Annotated in this window: 18 protein-coding genes; 9 read left to right on the top strand and 9 right to left on the bottom strand. The window is 33.2% G+C overall.

Features of this window, described 5'->3' with window-relative positions; all coding sequences use genetic code 11:
• Positions 1-40 precede the first annotated feature (40 nt).
• From B6K90_RS10150 to B6K90_RS10140, 3 genes are all read right to left on the bottom strand, one after another.
• Entirely contained in the window at positions 41-457 is a 417-nt protein-coding gene (locus tag B6K90_RS10150) for a CBS domain-containing protein (protein ID WP_088012704.1), read from the bottom strand.
• A 66-nt stretch (positions 458-523) separates the two neighbouring features.
• Complete coding sequence (locus B6K90_RS10145; protein WP_088012607.1) at positions 524-1,435, bottom strand: EamA family transporter; 912 nt, start codon at positions 1,433-1,435, stop codon at positions 524-526.
• A gap of 461 nt (positions 1,436-1,896) precedes the next feature.
• Entirely contained in the window at positions 1,897-2,715 is an 819-nt protein-coding gene (locus B6K90_RS10140; protein ID WP_088012606.1) for a purine-nucleoside phosphorylase, read from the bottom strand.
• Positions 2,716-2,966: 251 nt separating this feature from the next.
• On the opposite strand from B6K90_RS10140, the gene B6K90_RS10135 reads away from it, so the two are divergent.
• The 5 genes from B6K90_RS10135 to B6K90_RS10115 all read left to right on the top strand — a co-directional run bounded on the left by B6K90_RS10135 (position 2,967) and on the right by B6K90_RS10115 (position 10,008).
• Positions 2,967-4,181, top strand: a complete 1,215-nt coding sequence (locus tag B6K90_RS10135; protein WP_088012605.1) for an ROK family protein — start codon at positions 2,967-2,969, stop codon at positions 4,179-4,181.
• A 384-nt stretch (positions 4,182-4,565) separates the two neighbouring features.
• A complete protein-coding gene (gene treP, locus B6K90_RS10130; RefSeq protein ID WP_088012604.1) occupies positions 4,566-5,984 on the top strand; it encodes a PTS system trehalose-specific EIIBC component in 1,419 nt (472 codons plus the stop codon).
• Between the two features lie 73 nt (positions 5,985-6,057).
• Complete coding sequence (treC, locus tag B6K90_RS10125; RefSeq protein WP_088012603.1) at positions 6,058-7,734, top strand: alpha,alpha-phosphotrehalase; 1,677 nt, start codon at positions 6,058-6,060, stop codon at positions 7,732-7,734.
• Between the two features lie 17 nt (positions 7,735-7,751).
• On the top strand, positions 7,752-8,483 hold the full coding sequence (gene treR, locus B6K90_RS10120) for a trehalose operon repressor (protein ID WP_212667529.1): 732 nt from the start codon (positions 7,752-7,754) through the stop codon (positions 8,481-8,483).
• Positions 8,484-8,811: 328 nt separating this feature from the next.
• A complete protein-coding gene (locus B6K90_RS10115) occupies positions 8,812-10,008 on the top strand; it encodes a class I SAM-dependent rRNA methyltransferase (RefSeq protein WP_088012601.1) in 1,197 nt (398 codons plus the stop codon).
• A 216-nt stretch (positions 10,009-10,224) separates the two neighbouring features.
• On the opposite strand, the gene pepT is transcribed toward B6K90_RS10115, so the two are convergent.
• The 4 genes from pepT to B6K90_RS24540 form a co-directional block, all read right to left on the bottom strand.
• On the bottom strand, positions 10,225-11,463 hold the full coding sequence (gene pepT, locus B6K90_RS10110) for a peptidase T (protein ID WP_088012600.1): 1,239 nt from the start codon (positions 11,461-11,463) through the stop codon (positions 10,225-10,227).
• A 117-nt stretch (positions 11,464-11,580) separates the two neighbouring features.
• Complete coding sequence (locus B6K90_RS10105) at positions 11,581-12,216, bottom strand: lysoplasmalogenase (RefSeq protein WP_088012599.1); 636 nt, start codon at positions 12,214-12,216, stop codon at positions 11,581-11,583.
• Positions 12,217-12,347: 131 nt separating this feature from the next.
• Positions 12,348-13,931 (bottom strand): L,D-transpeptidase, encoded by a 1,584-nt coding sequence (locus B6K90_RS24435; RefSeq protein ID WP_167555338.1) that lies wholly within the window; start codon positions 13,929-13,931, stop codon positions 12,348-12,350.
• 183 nt (positions 13,932-14,114) lie between these two features.
• Positions 14,115-14,315, bottom strand: a complete 201-nt coding sequence (locus B6K90_RS24540) for a YesK family protein (RefSeq protein ID WP_088012598.1) — start codon at positions 14,313-14,315, stop codon at positions 14,115-14,117.
• A gap of 256 nt (positions 14,316-14,571) precedes the next feature.
• Between B6K90_RS24540 and B6K90_RS10090 the strand changes: the two genes are divergently transcribed.
• A complete protein-coding gene (locus B6K90_RS10090; protein WP_088012597.1) occupies positions 14,572-16,764 on the top strand; it encodes a DNA topoisomerase III in 2,193 nt (730 codons plus the stop codon).
• Between the two features lie 43 nt (positions 16,765-16,807).
• Here B6K90_RS10090 and B6K90_RS10085 read toward each other — a convergent pair whose 3' ends face one another.
• The gene (locus tag B6K90_RS10085; protein WP_088012596.1) at positions 16,808-17,305 is read right to left on the bottom strand and encodes a precorrin-2 dehydrogenase/sirohydrochlorin ferrochelatase family protein; all 498 of its coding nucleotides are present in this window, start codon (positions 17,303-17,305) and stop codon (positions 16,808-16,810) included.
• Between the two features lie 279 nt (positions 17,306-17,584).
• Between B6K90_RS10085 and B6K90_RS10080 the strand changes: the two genes are divergently transcribed.
• Positions 17,585-18,127 carry a PTS sugar transporter subunit IIA gene (locus tag B6K90_RS10080; RefSeq protein ID WP_235821770.1) on the top strand — a complete coding sequence of 181 codons (543 nt, stop codon included), beginning with the start codon at positions 17,585-17,587 and terminating at the stop codon, positions 18,125-18,127.
• A 30-nt stretch (positions 18,128-18,157) separates the two neighbouring features.
• On the opposite strand, the gene B6K90_RS10075 is transcribed toward B6K90_RS10080, so the two are convergent.
• On the bottom strand, positions 18,158-19,207 hold the full coding sequence (locus tag B6K90_RS10075) for an acyltransferase family protein (protein WP_088012595.1): 1,050 nt from the start codon (positions 19,205-19,207) through the stop codon (positions 18,158-18,160).
• Between the two features lie 356 nt (positions 19,208-19,563).
• Between B6K90_RS10075 and B6K90_RS10070 the strand changes: the two genes are divergently transcribed.
• Positions 19,564-20,484, top strand: a complete 921-nt coding sequence (locus B6K90_RS10070; protein ID WP_088012594.1) for an ABC transporter ATP-binding protein — start codon at positions 19,564-19,566, stop codon at positions 20,482-20,484.
• Positions 20,481-21,578, top strand: coding sequence for an ABC transporter permease (locus tag B6K90_RS10065; protein WP_088012593.1), 1,098 nt, complete (start codon positions 20,481-20,483; stop codon positions 21,576-21,578). Before B6K90_RS10070 ends, B6K90_RS10065 begins: the two co-directional genes overlap by 4 nt.
• The last annotated feature ends 16 nt before the right edge of the window (positions 21,579-21,594 follow it).

The following is a 21,594-nucleotide window of genomic DNA, read 5'->3' as shown; positions in this document are numbered from 1 at the left end:
GGGACCGAGTGAAACTACGGTCCCTTTGTTCATTTTAAAATTATTGAATATCATTCTCTGAGATTTGTGACAACGCTTCGCCAGCACTTTCGTCCGACTGCTCTTGTACAGCTAAATCACCCAGTGAAAGCATTCCTACAAGATTACCATTCTCAACGACCGGTAGTCTTCTTATCTGATGCTGAGCCATTAAATTTGACGCTTCTTGAAGACTAGCATCACAATCAATTGTCACAATATTATTGGACATAACTTGAGAAGCATTTGAGTTTCCACTTTGACCAATACCACGTAAAGCTAAATCTCGATCTGTAATCATCCCAACTACTTGTCCGTTTTCAACAACTGGAATTGCACCAACATTTAACGATTCCATTTTACTTGCCACAGATTGTAAAGAATCCTGATTTGAACAACATTCAACATTACTAGACATGACGTCTTTTACTCTCATAATAACACCTCCATAATATAACAAAGATATTATTTGGAATATCAATTAAATTATTCATTGCATTGGACATTATTTTGCGAATTGAAGTGATTTTCTTTTAAGGAATTCAGGTAAAATGATACCGATTAAAATTAAAATAATACCAAAATATTGTGATGATCCAATTGCTTCCTTTAACACAATCGCTGACATTAATGTAGCCGTCGGTAACTCTGCCGCTCCTAAAATAGAGGCAAGACCAGAACCTGTTAAAGGAACACCCTTTGAAAACATTAAAGTAGAGAAAAACGGACCTAGAAAGCCAAGAATCAAGCCATACTTTATTGAAAGTTCTACAAATAAGTGCCAATTTGTGAAAAATGTAGGTGGGAGGAAGATTGCACAAATTATAAAACCACCTGTTATCATTAATGCTGTTTTTGTAATCGGGTTGGCCTTTAAAGCAACTCTACCGCTAAGTAACACAAAAGTACTATATGAAAGTGCGGACAACGCCCCAAATAAAACTCCTAACCAATTCAATGAACCAAGTCCATCGGTTAAAACATTTGTCGCAAAAATCGTGCCGACTACGAGTGGAATCAATGAGAGTAATTTACTTTTTTCTGGAAGTTTTCGATTGACGACTGATTCTAATAAAACACCAATCCATGTGAACTGGAACAACAGCACAATGGCTAATGATGCGGTAATATATTGTAAAGCCAAATAATAAAACATCCCTGTTAAGCCAGTGGTAGACCCTAATACAACAAGTAATAAAATATCCTTCTTTGTAGGCTTTATATATTGTTCGTTATTTGAATTAGCGGATCTACTTTTATTAAAAAGTACGATGGACCATAATAATATAGCCCCAACAAACATTTGCATACCGACTACATCATTTACAATAAAACCATCACCATAAGCCAATTTTACAAAGGTAGACAAAACGCCATAACAAATAGAACCTATAATGATATATAGTATACCTTTCAAGATAACACCCCGTTCTAATAAAAAGAAGTAAAGAGGAAAAACCTCTTTACTTCAGACTGTTGACAAACGCTCGCTTTCTTCGTTGCTTCGCCTGTCGCGGTGCTCATTACCGTCTAAGGTAACTCCGCTCCTCACCAGGTTTCGCGCCTCGAAAGACAAGCGCTTGCAATCAGTCTGAAAATCAAGTTTTTAGTACTTTGTCCACACACCGAAGTAAAGAGGAAAAACCTTTTTACATATATCTAATTTCATATTTAATTACGGACTAATCAGGCAATTAATTTCTCCGGGAATATTTCCCTTATAGGGCTGATCAAACGCCTTCCGCATTTCGTATTGTCTAGCTCCAGACGTTAGCCCCTCGAGGTCATAAGCCAAAGCCCAATAAAGGTTAAAGACCACCTTTATCGTTCTTCGTCTTATGCTTGTCGGGGCTGATCAAACGCCTTCCGCATTTCGTATTACATTTCTTCTAATATGCCTTTAACTAAGTTAACGAATTTAGTTCTAACCATGCTTGCTACTTCAATTACTTCTTCGTGGTTTAATGGTTGGTCTAGGATGCCACAAGCCATGTTTGTTAGGCAAGAGATACCTAAAACTTTCATACTTCCGTGAACAGCAACGATTGCTTCAGGAACTGTTGACATTCCTACTGAATCAGCACCAAGTGTACGGATCATTCGGATTTCAGCAGGTGTTTCGTATGAAGGGCCACTCCACCAAGCATAGACACCTTGTTGTAATTTAATATCTTGTTTTGTTGCTACATTTAATGCAAGGTTGCGTAATTCTTTGTTATATACTTCAGAAACATCAGGGAAGCGAGTTCCTAGTTCTGGGTTATTTGGTCCGATTAAAGGATTTGTTCCTACTAAATTAATATGGTCAGTAATTAACATTAAGTCGCCTGGATTAAAGCTCGTATTAACAGCGCCACAAGCATTTGTTACGATTAACTTTTCTACTCCAAGTGCTTTCATTACACGCACAGGGAACGTTACTTCATCTAAAGTAAAGCCTTCGTAATAATGGAAACGGCCTTTCATTGCTACTACAGCTTGTCCCTTTAATTCACCGATTACTAATTCATTTGCATGTCCAACTGCCTCAGACTTTGCAAAGTGAGGTATTTCACTGTAAGGGATTACAACAGAGTTTTCGATTTCATCTGCAAGAGTTCCTAAGCCAGAGCCTAATATTAATCCAACCGTTGGACGGTAGCTAGTTTTACTTAAAATAAAATCTCTTGTTTCTAAAATATGTTCAGTTTTATGCATTTATTTTTCCTCCTGAAATGAGCTATAAGGATGTTAATAAGAAATCTATAAAATAATAATGCTTTCACCATAAGTCTAATGGATAATTCCTTACTTGTAAATAAACTAAAATTCATTTTGGTAAAAAGTTTATTCTTTTTTTATAAAAATACTGTAATTACATCGTATAAATAGCTATACTTAATTCATAAAATATAAAAAGTTAATCGATGTGTGGGTAGGAAAATCAGATTAGAGTTTAGGAGGAGCTAATGATCAGGCAATTTATAGGCTATCAGTCGCCTAAAACCAAAAGTTTAAAGCTTTTATATAGCTTAATACGAAAATTAGGACCAATTAAAGTTAGTTCATTAACTGAAATGACAGGATATAAGCATACTACTTGTGTCCGGTTATTAGACGAGTTAACGCAGGATGGACTTATATACGACAGTGGTTTAGGGGTTTCTAGCGGTGGAAGGAGACCAGCAATGTTTGTGATTAACCCAACTGCATTCTACTTAATTGGTGTCGAAATTACGAATTTATTTACAACGGTACTACTGCTTGACCTAAATTTAACAATTGTCGAATCAAAAAAATTAAAAATGAACAATGAGAATACTGGAGAATATACATTAAATTTTGTAACGAAAAGTGTAAGTGAATTATTAGATCAAAATAAGATTAATAGAGAAAAATTATTAGGTATTGGTATTGGAGTTTTGGACCCAATTGATCATGAAAAGGGAGTAATAATAAAATCGGAATCATTTTTAGCTGATGGGTGGGACGATTTAAATATTGTTAAGTACTTAGAAGAAGCTAATCAGTGCCTCGTATTACTTAATAACGGTACAAATTTAGCTGCCTTAGCAGAGTACCGACTAAATTATAGTAAAGAAAATGAAAATATTGTTTTTGTCTCGAGTGATATGGGAATTCGATGTGGCATTATTCAGCAAGGCAAACTAATAAGTAATAAAAACGAAATGGACGATGCCTTTGGACATATGATCGTAGATATTCATGGTAAACTTTGTTCGTGTGGTACTTATGGTTGTCTACAAGCGTACAGTAGTTTACCCGCGATTCGGGAAGAGGTTATCAAACGTGTTAAGCGGGGAGAGATCACTTCTCTGAAGGGCGAACTAAACGATGCCGAAAATATAAGCTATCATCAAATTCTTGAAGCTTTAGAGAAGGAAGATCCACTTTGTTTGGAAGTAATAAAAAAGGCAGCAAATTACTTTGGAATTGGACTTACTAATCTTATTTATATCGTGCGTCCAGATATTGTAATTTGTGGAGGCACATTAGTTCCAAAGCCATTATTCTTTGACGTAGCATGCGAAATAGCACAAGGAAGAATGAAAAAATATCCAAGCAGCTCTGTTCAAATTATTAAATCTTCAACAGCTTATAATATTGTTGCACAAGGAGCGGGCTGTATTGTTTTGGATTACTTTACAGAAGAAACTATATAATAAAAGCTAAAACCGTTAATGCTCTAACTGAGAACAGATAGAAGTTAACGGTTTTTTTGTGCTTTTTATGTCTTAAATATCAAATAAAATATAGTCTGCTAGTACTTGGTTATCGTAATTTTCACCTAGTTAAAGGACCGGTGTTTTAAATTGGGGCCAAGCTGTTAATTTCCCCTGTGCACTAGGAAATAAAAATTCTTGGTATTAGACTATCAAAATTATTAGTGGTTAATAGTAGCAATTTCCATGGAAATTACTAAGAAGTGATAACGTTTACAAAAAACGCTTGCAATCCTGTACGTACAAGAATATACTTATCTTGTACGTACAGGATTGTTTTGAAAAATTATAAATATATAATAGATTGCTCGAGGAGGGGATATCATGAGCCGATTTGGTGATGAAGCAAAACAATTACTTCAATTTATTGGTGGTAAAGAAAATATTGCTACTGTATCTCATTGTGCAACACGTATGCGTTTTGTGCTGAAAGATGTTAAAAAAGCTGATGAAAAAAAGATTCAAGAAATCAAAATAGTTAAAGGTACTTTTACGCAAGCTGGGCAGTTTCAAGTAATTATCGGTAATGAAGTTTCTATTTTTTATAATGATTTTGTGAAATTAGCTGGGGTAGAAGAAACATCAAAAGAAGAAGCTAAAGTAGCTGCAAGGCAAAATATGACATGGATTCAAAGGCTACTTGCTCACCTAGCGGAAATCTTTTCACCATTAATTCCAGCCATCGTTGTAGGGGGTCTGATTTTAGGTTTCCGTAATGTAATTGGAGATATCAAACTTCTAGATCACGGTACAAAAACGCTTGTCGAAACCTCTCAATTTTGGGCAGGTACACATTCATTTTTATGGTTAATTGGCGAAGCCATTTTTCATTTCCTACCAGTTGGTATTACATGGTCAATTACAAAGAAAATGGGTACGACTCAAATTCTAGGGATTGTTTTAGGTATTACACTTGTTTCACCACAGTTACTAAATGCATACGCAGTAGCAGGTGGGGCTGTACCGCCAGTTTGGGATTTTGGTTTTGCTAAAATTGATATGATTGGTTACCAAGCGCAAGTTATTCCAGCTATTTTAGCAGGTTTCACTTTAGCCATTTTAGAGACAAATATTCGAAAAATCGTTCCAAGTGCAATTTCAATGATCGTGGTACCGTTCTTTGCACTAGTACCAACCGTTTTAATTGCACATGTAGTATTAGGTCCAATCGGTTGGAAAATCGGTTCAGTTATCTCACATTTAGTTTATTCAGGATTAACATCTTCATTTGGATGGCTATTTGCATTAGTATTTGGATTCTTTTATGCGCCATTAGTTATTACTGGATTGCATCATATGACTAACGCAATCGACTTACAACTAATGAGTCAGCTCCATGGTACAAATCTGTGGCCGATGATCGCTTTATCAAACATAGCTCAAGGTTCAGCTGTTTTAGCAATCATTTATTTGAATAGAAAGAATGAAGAAGAAAAGCAAGTATCAATTCCTGCTGCTATCTCTTGTTTCTTAGGGGTAACAGAGCCAGCTATGTTTGGTATTAACTTAAAGTATGCTTATCCATTCCTAGCTGCTATGATCGGTTCTGGTATAGCTGCAATTGTTTCTGTTGGTACAGGTGTAATGGCTAATTCAATTGGGGTTGGAGGTCTTCCAGCGATTTTATCTATCCAGCCTAAACATATTGGAATGTTTTCGATTGCTATGCTAGTTGCCGTCGTAGTCCCATTCGTACTAACAATTATCTTTAACAAGAAAAAACTGCTAGTGAAAAACTCATAATTATTTAAGAGGAAGGAAAGTAATTTTTCCTTCCTTTCGTTCTTTATTATTTATAGATCAAGGAGATTATCAAATGAAGGATTTTAAGAACAGTGTCGTATACCAAATTTATCCTAAGTCTTTTTATGATTCAAATGGAGACGGTTTTGGAGACCTAAGAGGAGTTACAAACAAGCTTGATTATTTAAAAGAATTAGGTATTGACTACATTTGGCTTACTCCATTTTATGTATCTCCTCAAAATGATAATGGTTATGATGTCGCAGATTATCGAAAGATTGATCCAGCATACGGAACAATGGAAGATTTCGATGAATTAGTAAAGGTTGCAAAACGCTTTGATATAGAAATAATGCTAGATATGGTTTTTAACCATACTTCATCAGAACATGAATGGTTTAAGAAAGCTCTTGATGGAGATGAAAAATATAAAAATTACTATATTTTTAGAGAAGACAAAGACGGGAAAAAGCCAACGAATTGGATCTCAAAATTTGGTGGTTCAACTTGGGAAAAAATTGAGAACTCGAATGAGTATTACCTACATCTATTCGATAAAACTCAACCAGATTTAAACTGGGAAAATTCTGAGGTACAAAACGAAATATTTGATATCGTAAATTTCTGGATTAATAAAGGAGTAAAAGGATTTCGTTTGGATGTCATTAATCTTATTTCTAAGCCAGAAGTTATGGTTGATGATGAAACAGGTGATGGCAGAAAATATTATACAGACGGACCTCGTATTCATGAGTATTTAAAGAAGTTAAATAAGGAGACATTTGGTAAGAGTGAGGAAATCATTACTGTTGGTGAGATGTCTTCAACTTCAATTGATCATTGTATTCGATACTCAAATCCATCTGAGAATGAGTTATCAATGGTTTTTAGCTTCCATCATTTAAAAATTGACTATAAAGATGGACAAAAATGGTCATTAATGGATTTTGATTTTATGTCGCTTAAGTCAATTTTGGATCAATGGCAAAAAGGTATGCAATCAGGAAATGGCTGGAATGCCTTATTTTGGTGTAACCATGACCAGCCGCGCATTGTTTCACGAATTGGAAATGACCAGAAATATCATAAAGAATCTGCCAAAATGCTTGCTACTTCAATGCATTTATTAAGGGGAACTCCATATATTTACCAAGGTGAAGAAATAGGAATGCCTAATCCTAAATTTGATGCAATTGAAGACTATCGAGATGTGGAAAGCTTAAATTATTATAAAATATTAAAAGAAAATGGGGTTCCAGAAAGCGAAATATTAGCCATTTTACAGAGCAAATCAAGAGATAATTCTCGTACGCCTATGCAATGGGATGATTCAAAACATGCAGGATTCACAACTGGAACACCATGGATTTCAACTGGAAAGGACTACGAACAAATAAATGTCGAAAGGTCTCTTGCTGATGGAGATTCAGTGTTCCATCATTATAAAAAACTAATTAATTTAAGAAAAGAATTCGACATTATTTCGACAGGTACGTATGATTCTATATTAATGAATCATGAACAAATCTTTGCATACACTCGTAAGCTGGGTAATCAAATGTTGTTAGTAGTTAATAATTTTTATGGCGAGGATACACTATTTAAACTACCAGAAGAACTTGTTATTGGTGAGTATAACAAGCAGATCTTAATTTCGAATTATAGTGATTCTAGTCAGGATATAACCGAATTTACGTTGCGTCCATATGAGTCTATTTGTTACCTTCTTGAGAAAAATGGGAGAATATAATAAAATTTTTTTAGGTGATGAAAATGAACGCAAAGTATATTTCAATCTATCATAAGTTAATTGAACAGATTGAAAAAGGGGCTTTTACTGTTGGTAGTAAAATCCCTTCTGAAAAGTCATTAATGGAGCAATTCGGTGTTTCTAGAGATACAATTAGAAAATCATTACAAATGCTTGAGCAAAACGGTTATATTAATAAAGTCAAAGGTAAAGGTTCCTTTATTTTAGACACTGCTAAATTAAATTTCCCGGTAACAGGTTTAATTAGTTTTAAAGAATTATCAAATCAAATCGGTAGAGAAGCAGAAACGATTGTAGAAATTCTTGAAAAGAAGAGACCTAGTAAATTTATAAGCGAACAATTAGAAATAGATGACCAAACGGCGATTTGGAAAGTAGTTAGAGCTAGAAAAATCGATGGGAAAAAAATTATTTTAGACAAAGAGTACTACAATAGTGCATATGTCGAAAAGCTTTCAAGGTCGATCTGCGAAGGGTCAATTTTTGACTATATAGAAAATACACTACACTTAAATATTGGCTTTGCAAAAAAAGAAATTGTTGTACAAGCTAGTACTGAAGATGACCAAAAATATTTAGATTTAGATGGCTATGATATGGTAGTAGTTGTAAATACTTTCGTATACTTAGACGATGGTTCTCTATTACAATACGGTCAGTCTAGACATCGCCCTGATAAGTTCAAATTTGTCGATTTTGCTAGAAGAATTCAACAGGTTAACGAATGATATAAAGAACCTTATTCAATTGGATAAGGTTTTTTTATTTTTTCTTAGCTTAAAATTGCTATTCATTCAAGTGTATACTATGCTTAATCAAGCTTATAAAGAAAATAAATATAACTCATTATTAAAATAAGAAAACGAGTAGACTAAATCTACACTTATGTTTTTTAGATAAAATTTGCAATACTTATCTGGATATTAAAACTCTACGGTTTTGTAGTGTTTCTAAGAAAAATAAAGAATATTACTCAAATTAACAATTTTATCTAAAAGGGTCACAATATAAAAAATGTGGAAATAATGAGTAAAAAGAAAGTGAATGGATGGGCTTATGGATAAAGAAATGAATCTTAAAATTAAACAAAAATTTGTAAGAGATTATAAAAACGGGTATCCATTAATTTCAAAAGATTCGATATTGAATAGTAAGGATTTAAAAATTGAGGGTACACCCATTAAACTAGTGGATGAACGTAATGGTTTTATTGGAAAGGGTTACTATGGAAAGCAAAATAAGGGCTTAGGTTGGATCCTTAGCTTAAAGGAACATGAAAATATTGACGCTGGGTTCTTTGAAGATAAAATTAAACAAGCAATCGAAAACCGCCAACAGCTTTATAATAGCTCTGATACGACAGCGTTTAGAGTATTTAATGGAGAGGGCGATGGTATTGGCGGGTTAACGATTGATTTTTTTGAAGGATTTTATTTGATTAGTTGGTATAGCGAAGGGATTTACCAATTCAAAGATTGGGTTATTCAATCATTAAAAAATATTGTCGAATTCAAAGGGATTTATCAGAAAAAGCGTTTTGATACAAAAGGTCAGTATATTGAGGAAGATGACTATGTGATGGGGGAAAGAGGTCAATTTCCTATTATCGTAAAGGAAAACGGCGTTAATTTTGCTATATATTTAAATGATGGAGCAATGGTAGGTGTCTTCTTAGATCAACGTGAAGTTAGAAAACTAATTCGAGATAAATATGCTTACCAGAAAACAGTTTTAAATACTTTCTCTTATACAGGCGCATTCTCTGTCTTTGCAGCAGTCGGAGGGGCAAGTAAGACAACAAGTGTTGACTTAGCAAATCGAAGCTTAGATAAAACAAAAGAACAATTTAAAATTAATGGAATCGATCCTGCTACTCAAAGCATTATTGTTGAGGATGTTTTTCATTATTTTAAATATGCAGTTAAAAAGAACCTATCATTTGATATGGTTATATTAGATCCACCAAGCTTTGCAAGATCTAAAAAACATACATTTAGTGCCGAAAAGGACTATAAAAACCTGTTGAAAGAAGCAATTACGATTACAGAAAATGATGGTGTAATTGTTGCATCGACGAATTGTAGTACTTTTGGAATGAATAAATTTAAAGGGTTTATTGATACAGCGTTTAAAGAATTAGGCGGGCAATATAAATTAATGGAAGAATTCAGTCTTCCTAATGATTTTAAAACAATTAAACAGTTTAAAGAAGGTAACTATTTAAAGGTTGTATTTATTCGTAAGATTAAATAAGGAAAAAGGGTGTCCAAAAAGTGGGGCACCCCTTTTTTAGCATAAAAATAAGAAATTCGTTCTTTTGGATTCATGAAAATATCGAAAAATAAAAACCGACGTGGAACTGGTATTTTTGACAAATAATCGAATGCATTTCCAAAAACTTTAATAAAAATCAAAAACTGACCCAAAAAGTCATTTTTCAACAACTTTTTGGGTCAGTCCTTTCGTTATTTACTTAGAAGCTTTTTGTTCATATAATTTGATAACTTCAATCATAACATTTGTTGCTTTCATCATATTGTCGATTGAGATGTATTCAAATTTACCGTGGTAGTTTTCTCCACCTGTAAAAATATTTGGAGTAGGTAGTCCCATATAAGAAAGCTGTGAACCATCTGTACCACCACGAATTGGTTCGACAATTGGTGTAATTTCAAGGTTCGTCATTGCTTCGTGAGCAATATCAACAACTTCTTTAACAGGTAAGATTTTCTCACCCATGTTATAGTACTGGTCTTTTAACTCTAAAATTATGCTGTTTTCACCATGTGTTTCTTTTAAACGATTTACAATATTCGTTAATGTCTCTTTTCGATTAGCAAATTTCGTTTTATCATGATCTCTAATAATGTAGTGCATTTTTGTTAACTCTACATCACCTTCAATTGATACTAGATGATAAAAGCCTTCGTAACCTTCAGTTGATTCTGGCGCTTCTTCAACAGGTAATAAATTATTTATTTCCATGGCAATTTTCATAGAATTTATCATTTTACCTTTAGCAGTACCTGGGTGTACATTTTTACCTTTTACTGTAATCTGTGCACCTGCAGCATTAAAGCTCTCATATTGAAGCTCTCCAAGTGGACCGCCGTCCATTGTGTAAGCATATTTAGCATCGAATGCCTTTACATCAAATTTATGTGGACCTCTACCGATCTCTTCATCCGGTGTGAAAGCGACTCTGATTTTGCCGTGTTTGATTTCTGGATGTTGAACTAAATACTCCATCGCAGTCATAATTTCGGCGATTCCAGCCTTATTATCTGCACCAAGTAATGTCGTCCCATCAGTTGTCATTAATGTGTGACCTATATATTTACTAAGCTCCGGTGAATGACTTGGAGATAATACAACGTTTAAACTTTCATTTAAAACGATGTCATTTCCGTCGTAATTTTCAACTAACCTAGGATTAACATTTTTTCCAGTAAAGTCTGTCGCTGTGTCTAAATGTGCTAAAAATCCAATTGTCGGAATATCTTTGTCGGAATTTGCTGGAAGCGTAGCCATTACATAACCGTTGTCATCCATTGTTACGTCAACTAATCCAATTTTATTTAACTCACTAACTAACATGCGGCCCAAAGTTAATTGGCCAGGTGTAGAAGGGCATGTTTCACTACTTGCATTTGATTGTGTATCAACTTTTGCATAACTAATTAAACGATTAATTAACTCATTTTTCATATGAAAATCTCCTTTTTTACATTTCATAATCCGTAGATAATGCGCTTTCATTTTTTATTTTTAGTGAAAAGAAGCTACACCTATATTGTAGTTCTTTCGTTGATTGAAAGTAAAATATTACGCAGTTCTCTTTAAATTTAAAATGCTTTTAGCAATTAAAAACTGTGCTGAGTAATAGGTAATCATAATCAATTCATGACCATATTTAATGCTTTCTACAAACAGGTCCCACGATAATATAGAATCTGAAATGATGAATAATAGACTCCCTAAAATGGCCCATTTATTTCCAGTCATTACCGCTGTAAATACCATCATTGAAATTGCAACTGAATATGCAATTACCGGAATAACTAAGTTATCTTTTCCACTTTCGTTTAAAGAGTTTACTAAATTAGAGCATAGAAAAAACGCATAAATTGCAATTGGAATGATCGCTAGTACGCGATAAATTGAAAATTTCCATCCAGATATAAAACCGGCAGAGTAAAACAAATGCCCAATTAGAAATGCACTTAAACCGATTACAAACCATATTAATGTACCGTCACCAACCATACAAAAAATAAGACCTATAAGTATTAGCGTGCGATATTTAGTTGATTGATAAGGAGTTTGTGAAAAGGCATAACTAATAATCAACAACATTGGGATTAACTTAACTAGTATTTTTATGCTTACTGGCTCTGAAGGAATAAAAAAGATATAGAGAATACTAAAAAACAAAATAAATATAGGTAGATACCTCTTCAAAATAAAATTACCCCTTTCTAACTATTTCCTTTTTACTAAATATTATCAGTGAAAAATGAAAAGAATGCTATGAGAAATAAAGATAGCAGTCTATTAAACTATAAAAAAAGCAAACCATAATTGGTTTGCTTTTATACGATGGAAATACCATATGAGTGAGCAATTTGCCCATTTGTATTAGAAGATTTTGCAATAATAACTGTCGTTCCAACATTTAATTGATCGAATAACCATTGAATTTCACTGTTATGCATTCGGATACAACCTGAACTAACTGATTTTCCGATTGAACTTTCATTAGCGTTTCCATGTATCCCGTATGAGCTTCCAGGAGAGCTACCCATGCTTAAGCCCATCCATCGTTTACCAAGAGGATTATTTGGTGCGCCGCCGGGAATATTTCCCTTATACCAAGGTCTATTTTTAATCTTATTTAAGATTTTAAACTTACCAGTAGGTGTAGGTGTAGAAGCTTTTCCTGTTGCAACACTAAATGTTTTTACTAGTTTTCCTTTATTGTAATAAGAAAGTTTATTTGTTTTTGTATTAACAATAATTAACTGCCCATTCGAAAGTGGTTTGGAGCTCTTTGCCTCGGTAGATGAAGGCTTACTTTGATTTCCAGCTGCGTCAATTGATTGTACTTTTATAGGAGTAAATACTTTTAATTTACTGACCTTAAAAGTATAACTACCATTCTTTAACGCAGACGTTTTAGCCGTATATTTACCGTTTAGATATAGTTTAACGGAAGCATTTGGTTCTGTTTTTCCACTAATGACAGTAGCGTTTTCCTTAACTGTTTGGATGGTAGGTGCTGAAGGTGCAGTACGATCTAACACACGAATTGTAACAGGTTTACTTTGATTTTTACTCTTATCAACTGCAACAACTTGAAGAACTGTATTTGCCTTTTGCTTCACCATTTTTATCGTAAACTTTCCTGCTGTGTTAACTTTACCTTTTGCTAATACTTTCTTGTTAAAGTAAATGAGAACATCAGCATTCGGCTCCGATTTACCTGATATACTTTGAGATTGATCTGAGATTGAAGGTATAGAAGTGATAGAAGGTGCGATTACATCAGAAACATATGATGTAGTAGTCTTACTTTTTAATCCAATTGAAACACCAACTGCATTTATTTTAGTAAATTCCTTTAGAGGTTTAGTATTGTATTGAAAATTGCCTTTTGCATCCGTTTGTACAGTGCTTACTAATTTATTATTAATCTGAATTTGGACGCTACTTTTTTCTAAAAATATTCCTGTCACGGAAGTAGATTTATTAGTCATTGGATTGATTTTCGGAGTTGGTAAATCTTTAATCATAAATTTAATATTTTGGTCTGAAACAGTTAGAGTTTGATCACCTAACGTGATTGAACTTAGTTGATAAGTACCTTTTGTAAAGGAAGCTGTAACCCCTATTTTTCCAGAATAGTAAAGATCTGATGACGATGAATTTTTTAGTAAAACATCCGTCAAATTAGTCCCGTTTTTAAACGTAAGAACTACATTGTCGAAATGTTTTTTAGTTGTTAATCCAATTTCAATAGATTGTCCAAAAGTGGCTTCAGTAGTGTTTAAATTTAGATTATCTATATAATTTGATAACTCATCATCACTAAAACTTTGTGAAAAAGAAGTCGCGTTGGCTGTGGGTAATAGGAATAAAAATACCCCTAAAAGTACAGATACAATCTTATTAATCATGGTCTCTCTCCTTATATATGGAATTAATTACTAAATTTGCCATATAGAGAGTAAATTCCTTTGTTTTATTCATAAAATAAAACGTCAATTTTCTGCAAAAAAAAGAAAAAGTCGGCATTTTTCAATGATGGCTTTTTCCGTAAGATACAACAGATACTGCAATAATACATATAATTGATGAAATTAAGAGTGCAATCCAACTGCACTTAATCCAATCCCTTCCCACCTTCCTACTACAATTCCAAAAATTATTAAAGCGAGGCTTACGATTGATATAATTAATGGTAAAACATATTGAAATAATGATTGTTTTCTATTAAGAAATAATAAAATAAATATAAGAAAACAGCTTGAAATAAGGGTAATTAACAATATAGAATACATGGTTATATTTACTCCTTTCCAATGTGAATAACAAAAAATATATAGTTAATTTAATTTTCAATTGTTTTTATTATATAAGCTAATAGCCGAGATTAAGGGTGCAAAATGTGGACAAATTATGTGAAAATAAACTCTAGCATTCTTTTGAGTGACGAATAGTATTGGTGAACCAAAGTAATTTAGATTTTGAATTTAGATAAGTAGAAGTGTTAAAGTTAGTTAATAAGAAAATTGAAAATAAGCTAAGGAGTATTATATGAGCAAAACTGTAGTATTAGCGGAAAAGCCTTCAGTTGCTAGAGATATAGCTAAAGTGCTAGGGTGCAATCAAAAAGGTAATGGTTTTTTAGAAGGTAAAAAGTATATTGTGACTTGGGCGTTAGGGCATCTTGTGACTTTGGCTGATCCAGAGGGATATGATAATAAGTATAAGTCATGGAATTTAGAAGATTTACCAATGATTCCAGAGAAATTAAAGCTTGTTGTTATTAAAAAGACAGGTAAGCAATTTCAAGCTGTCAAAACTCAATTATTAAGAAAAGATGTTTCAGATATCGTTATCGCAACGGATGCAGGACGAGAAGGTGAACTTGTTGCAAGATGGATTCTTCAATTGGCAAAGGTTAATAAACCAATTAAAAGACTGTGGATTTCTTCTGCAACAGATCAGGCGGTAAAAAAAGGCTTTGAAAATTTACGTAGTGGTAAGGAATATGAAAATTTATATCTTTCTGCTGTAGCAAGAGCTGAGGCAGATTGGATTGTAGGGATTAATGCAACGAGAGCACTAACTTGTAAGCATAATGCTCAACTTTCATGTGGTAGGGTTCAAACTCCGACACTTTCGATGATTTTAGAGCGTGAAAAGGAAATTAAAGAATTTAAGCAGCAAACTTATTACGGGTTACAAGTATTAGCAAATAATGTAACCTTTACGTGGCAAAATCGTAAGTCCAATGACCAGAAAATTAAAACGTCCGAAGAATTACAAACAATTATTGGAGCGGTAAAAGGAAAACAGCTAAAGATTAAGGAAGTTTCGACGACGGAAAAAAAATCTTTTGCTCCACAGCTTTATGACTTAACTGAGCTCCAAAGAGAAGCGAATAAAAGATTTAACTTTTCACCAAAAGAAACCTTGTCCATCATGCAAAAGCTATATGAGCACCATAAGGTTGTCACGTATCCACGAACTGATTCTAGATACTTATCATCGGATTTAGTTGATACATTAAAGGAACGCTTATTAGCATGTAACATAAAACCTTATGGAAAAATTATTATGAAGTTAACGAATCAACCGATTAAAGTAAATAAGTCATTTGTCGATGATAATAAGGTTTCGGATCACCATGCGATTATACCGACAGAACAGGCACCTATAATAAGTGAACTTTCTTCAAAAGAATTTAAAATATATGATCTTATTGTAAGAAGATTTTTAGCAGTCTTACTACCTCCGTACGTTTATGAACAAGAAAAAGTTATCGCAGAAATTGATAATGAGGTATTTGTTGCGAAAGGTAAAAGGGTTATATCACTAGGCTGGAAAGAAGTCTTTAAAGACGAAGACGATCTTGATAGTGCAGAAGATCAGAGATTACCAATTATGAATGAGAATGAGCGTATTGAAGTAGCTAATGTTATTGAAACCAAAGGGTATACGAAACCACCAGCGTACTTTAATGAAGCCACACTATTAAGTGCAATGGAAAATCCAGTTCATTTTATGTCTGGGAATAGTAATGATTTAAAGAAGACGATTGGCGAAACAGGAGGATTGGGAACAGTTGCAACAAGAGCGGATATTATTGAAAAACTTTTCAGTAGCTTTTTAATTGAAAAAAAGGGAAAAGATATTTTCATCACAAATAAAGGCAAACAATTATTAAACCTTGTTCCAGAAGCTTTGAAGTCACCAGCCCTAACGGCTGAGTGGGAGCAGAAGCTTCAAGCCATTTCCAAAGGTAAGTTAGCTAAGTCAATATTTATGAGTGAAATGATTAGTTTTTCTTCAGATGCTGTTAAAGAGATAAAACAAACTGAACAAAAATTTAAACATGATAACATGACTAGTACAAAATGTCCGGACTGCGGTAAGTTAATGTTGGAAGTAAATGGTAAGCGCGGTAAAATGTTAGTTTGTCAGGACAGGGAATGTGGTCATCGTAAAACCATTTCACAGTCAACTAACGCGAGATGTCCTAATTGCTTCAAACGTTTAGAACTAAGAGGCGAAGGAGAAGGTCAAATTTTTGTATGTGCATGTGGGCATAGAGAAAAACTTTCTACTTTTAAAGATAGACGTTCGAAAGAAAAAAATAGTAAAGTTTCAAAACGAGATGTTCAAAAATATTTAAAGCAACAGAACAAACAAGATGATGAACCATTTAATAACCCATTTGCAGAAGCCTTAGCAAAACTAAAAAATAAAAATGCAGAAAAATAGGGAAACTACCCCTGGTTCTGCTCTTAAAACCAGTCATAAAAGTCTACTCTATGACTGGTTTATTTCGTTCAATTGCATATTCATTTACGATTTCACTATAATGATCGTCAAAATGACTTTCTAATTCCTTTTTTAACTTTTTTGATAGGACTGGACTTTTACCTGAAGTTGAGACTGATACAATAAGGTCTCCTCTACGAACCACAGCCGGAGTATGGAAATCACTATTATTTTGATCACTTACATCATTAAACCATTGGAAATCTGAGGTACAATCTTTGACGAATTTATTTATACTTTTATCATCTGTAGCTGCAATAACAATATGAACTCCATTAAGATCATCTTTTTCAAAATACTTTTTCATCCATTTTATAGTAGGTAACTGTTTAAATTCATCACATAGTTGAGGGCTAATTATCGTAATAGAAGCACCACTTTTTATAAATGCTTTTGCTTTACGAAAAGCGATTTTCCCTCCTCCGATGATTGTTATCTTTTTGTCTTGAAGTGAGAAAACTAATGGAACCATTTCAGTCATTTAATTGCTCCTATCTTTTAATTTGATTTGATTGGATAAATTTTGTTCATTATTAATTTTATCACAAGTATTGCCAATTTTTAGAACTAGCTGATTAATGATAAATGGTAGGATTTTCATGTCTTTTATTGTAGAAATGATACAGTTTCGTTAATATTTCAATAAAAGTTCATCTTTTCTTTAGCATAAAAGTATTTTTTCTGTTAGGATAATTAGTATTATTTTTTTTGAAAAGATAATGATAAGACTGGAATCTAATTTAAAGAAAAGGTGAGTAATATGTTTAACAAATTAAAAAAAATGTTCGGTTTAGAGGAAAATGAACAACAACAAGGATCTGCATCAGTAACTACAGGAGCAGCTAAGGAAGTTGTTATTAAAGCGCCATTAACTGGACAAATACATCCACTATCTGAAGTACCAGATCCTGTATTTGCAGAAAAAATGATGGGTGATGGATTTGCTATTACACCTTCAGAAGGTGTTGTTGTAGCGCCATTTGATGGAGAAATCGTACAAGTATTCCATACGAAACACGCTATTGGAATTCGTTCAAAAGAAGGTGTGGAAATCTTAATTCACGTTGGACTAGAAACAGTTAAATTAAATGGTGAAGGTTTCGATGCTCATATAACAGAAGGACAAAATGTTAATGCTGGAGATCATTTATTAACATTCAATATGGACTACATAAAAGAAAATGCAAAAAGCACAATTACTCCAGTTATTTTTACAAACGGAGATGCGCTAGAAAATATTAAAGTTACAGCAACTGGCTCAATTCAAAAAGGTTCAGATGCAGCTGTTGCTACAATAAAATAAAAAAAATAGCCCTTCCTAGGGCTATTTTTTTTATGCAGTTCTTACTTTTAAATGTTGTTTTCGTTTTACATTTAACCCAATGAACAGGGGTTTTATGGTAGGTTGTGATTCAATAATAAATTTCTTTGCGATCATAGGGACGGCTAAACCGATTATGGTGTACAACAACGGACCATAATCGAAAAACTGCGATAATACAGCATTTGCAAAAATGTGAATGTACATAATTGTTAACGATTCCTTACCAAAAATTGTGCAAGGCTGAATAAATTGTAATTTAGCAAGCTTTTGACATAAATAAAGCACTGCAATCGTCATTGTTATTGGAATTAATGCATCTAAAAATAAATGGTTATATCTTAAATATTTAAGACTTAAATGATAGTCTAATTTATTCAATTCATATAAGGTCATATAAAAGATGCTAAGCGCAATACATGAAATTCCAAAGAAGTTAGAAATTGACGCGATCAATTTTTTTGAAAAGAATCCTAACCCTAAAAAGAAAATTGCCAGTAGAGCAACATCCATATTCCACGGAATCGAAATTTGATTAAAGGTGTTTTTACCAATTTGTGGAATTAATTTAATTGTTTCAAAATGTGCAAGTAAATAGCATGCAATAACAATAATCAGACGGGTACTATTCTTTTTAAAGTATAAACAGATTAACGCAAATAATATTTGTGTAATAAATAAACATGTCACATACCAAAATACGCCGTGGACTCCAGTAATAAATCTACCACCAATTAACAGTGAAAGGACTTCTTTTGATAAATTTGATTGGTTAATAGTTCCGTTTAGTACTTCAATTGTAATGTTATATAAACTAAATAAAAATAAATACGTACAGTAAGGTACAAGTAATCTACATGTTAGTTTTTTTATAAAAAATTTGAGTTCATTAATCGAATTGACCGGTTTAAATAAATAGCCACTAATAATAAAAAACAGAGGCATATGGAACCAGTAAATAAATGTAATAGAATTCGGACCTTCTGTAGAATGACCATAAACAACCAAAAAGATGCCGATCATTTTGGCAACATCCAACCATTTTTCACGTTCTATTCTCATTTTATCACCTTGTTTTTATGGCTCGCTTAAAGTAAATAACTTTAAATCATAGCCAAATTTTTTTAATAATGTCCAACATATTGTAACTGATGAGTATTACAAAGTGACAACATGGACGTTACAATCAAGTAATAAAATGTAAATGATTATTTCATAAATTCTGCAAATAAATTTGGAGATAAGTATAGCATCGGATGACACGAGTTGGTAAAATATGTAAGTTTTATTAAAAATTATTAATAACCAGTTCTTTCGACATATAAATTATGTTCTGCATTATATACTTAGCAGGCTGAATTAAAAAAGAAAGTAACTTTTTAAATAACCATTTAATTAGTCGAGGTGAAGGAAATAAAATGGGCTCAATTATTAACGTTGAAAATCTTAAAAAGAGATATGGAAATTTTTACGCTGTAAATGGTATTAGTTTTGAAGTTGAAAAAGGTGAAGTTTTTGGATTACTCGGTCCAAATGGAGCTGGTAAATCTACAACAATGGAAATGCTTGTAGGATTAAGAAAACCAGATGAAGGTACGGCTACTATTGCAGGGCATGTGATCGGTAAAGACTCATATAAAATCAAGCAAGAGATTGGAATACAACTCCAATCAACATCATTATTTGAACTGTTAAAAGTTAAAGAAATCATTGAAATGTATGCAAGCTTTTATCCAAGCCATATCCCAATTCAACCGTTGATTGATGAAATGCTTTTATCCGAAAAACAAAATAGTCTAGTAAAAGGATTATCAGGTGGACAAAAGCAGCGATTAGCGATTGCATTAGCATTAATTCATGATCCTCAAATCATATTTTTAGATGAGCCAACTACAGGGCTCGATCCACAAGCTCGTAGAACGTTGTGGGATATCATATTAAAACTAAAAGAACGTGGTAAAACAGTTGTGTTATCAACCCACTATATGGATGAGGCTCATGTACTAGCCGATCGTATCGGTATCATGGATAAAGGAAAATTAATTGCGCTAGATACACCAAACAATCTAGTTAGTTCAATATCTGCAGAGAGCGCGATTGAATTTAAAACAAAACTACCAGAGCAAGAAGAAAAGTTCGCACATTTAGACAGTGTAATGAATGTCGTGATCAATCATGATTTCGTAACATTATACACTCGTAACTTACAAGCTTCATTAATGGCATTGCTTGAATATACAAAAGATCAAGATATGACGATATCTGATTTATCGACTAGAACTGCGACTCTTGAGGACGTATTCTTACATATGACTGGAAGGGGGTTACGTGAGGAATGAAGGCTTATTATCAATTGACTTTAGCGCAACTCCGGATTTATGTACGTAATCGTCAAGCACTAATTTGGACACTCTTATTTCCTTTTTTCTTTATGATTATTTTTGGATTAATGTTTAACGACGGGAATACAACTAGCTATTCAGTAAACTTAATTGATTATGACAACAGTCAAGCAAGTAAACAAATTACATCTGTTTTAGATAAACAAAAATCGCTTAAAATTCATAAAAAAACGAATGAATTAAAGTCTAGGAAATTATTATCTGATGGTAAAACAGATTTTGTAATCGTCATTAACAAAGGTTTTCAAAATCAAGTTACCTCTAAACAACAAACCGCTCCTGCACAAATAAAAGTTCTCTATAATGAAAGTAATGCGGGCCAGCTCCAAGGTGGAATAGCAACGATTACAGCATATGTTGATGCCGCTAGTAAACAAATGGCAGGGTATACACCTAAAATCGTTACAGACTTTAAAGGTGTAGCTGGAATTACTCTTTCATATTTAGATTTTTTAGTGCCTGGAATTATTGCAATGCAAATCATGAATAATAATATGAATGGTGTCGCTGGCCAAATTGCTTCTTGGAGAGAACGAGGAGTTTTAAGACGAATGCAAGGCACCACATTAAGAGCCTCAACATTTATTGCCGCGCAAATTACAGCAAGGCTAATATTGAATAGCTTACAAGCCATCTTAACAATTCTAATTGGCTATTTTGGATTTGACGTAAGTATTCGAGGATCATTCCTATTAGTCGTACTGTTTGTAGTATTAGGTACATTAACATTTATGAGCATTGGATTTATTATAGCAAGTTTAGCGAAAAGTCCAGAAAGTGCTGGACCAATTGCAGGCTTCATTTCGTTCCCACTAATGTTTTTAGGTGGAGTGTTTTTCCCTGTAAATAATATGCCTGAATACTTACAACCGATTATAAAGACAATTCCAATTACGCATCTATCAACTGCAATGCGTGATATCATGAATGTCGGAGCAACTTTTGGAGATTTACTTCCAGATTTCGGCTGGTTATGTGTCTGGATGGTCGTAAGCTTCTTAATCGCTGCTCGTACATTTAGATGGGAGTAAGGGCAGAAACTAGGAA

Source organism: Gottfriedia acidiceleris (assembly GCF_002128425.1).
Taxonomy (GTDB): domain Bacteria; phylum Bacillota; class Bacilli; order Bacillales; family Bacillaceae_G; genus Gottfriedia; species Gottfriedia acidiceleris.
This window is presented reverse-complemented; position numbering and strand designations above follow the sequence as displayed.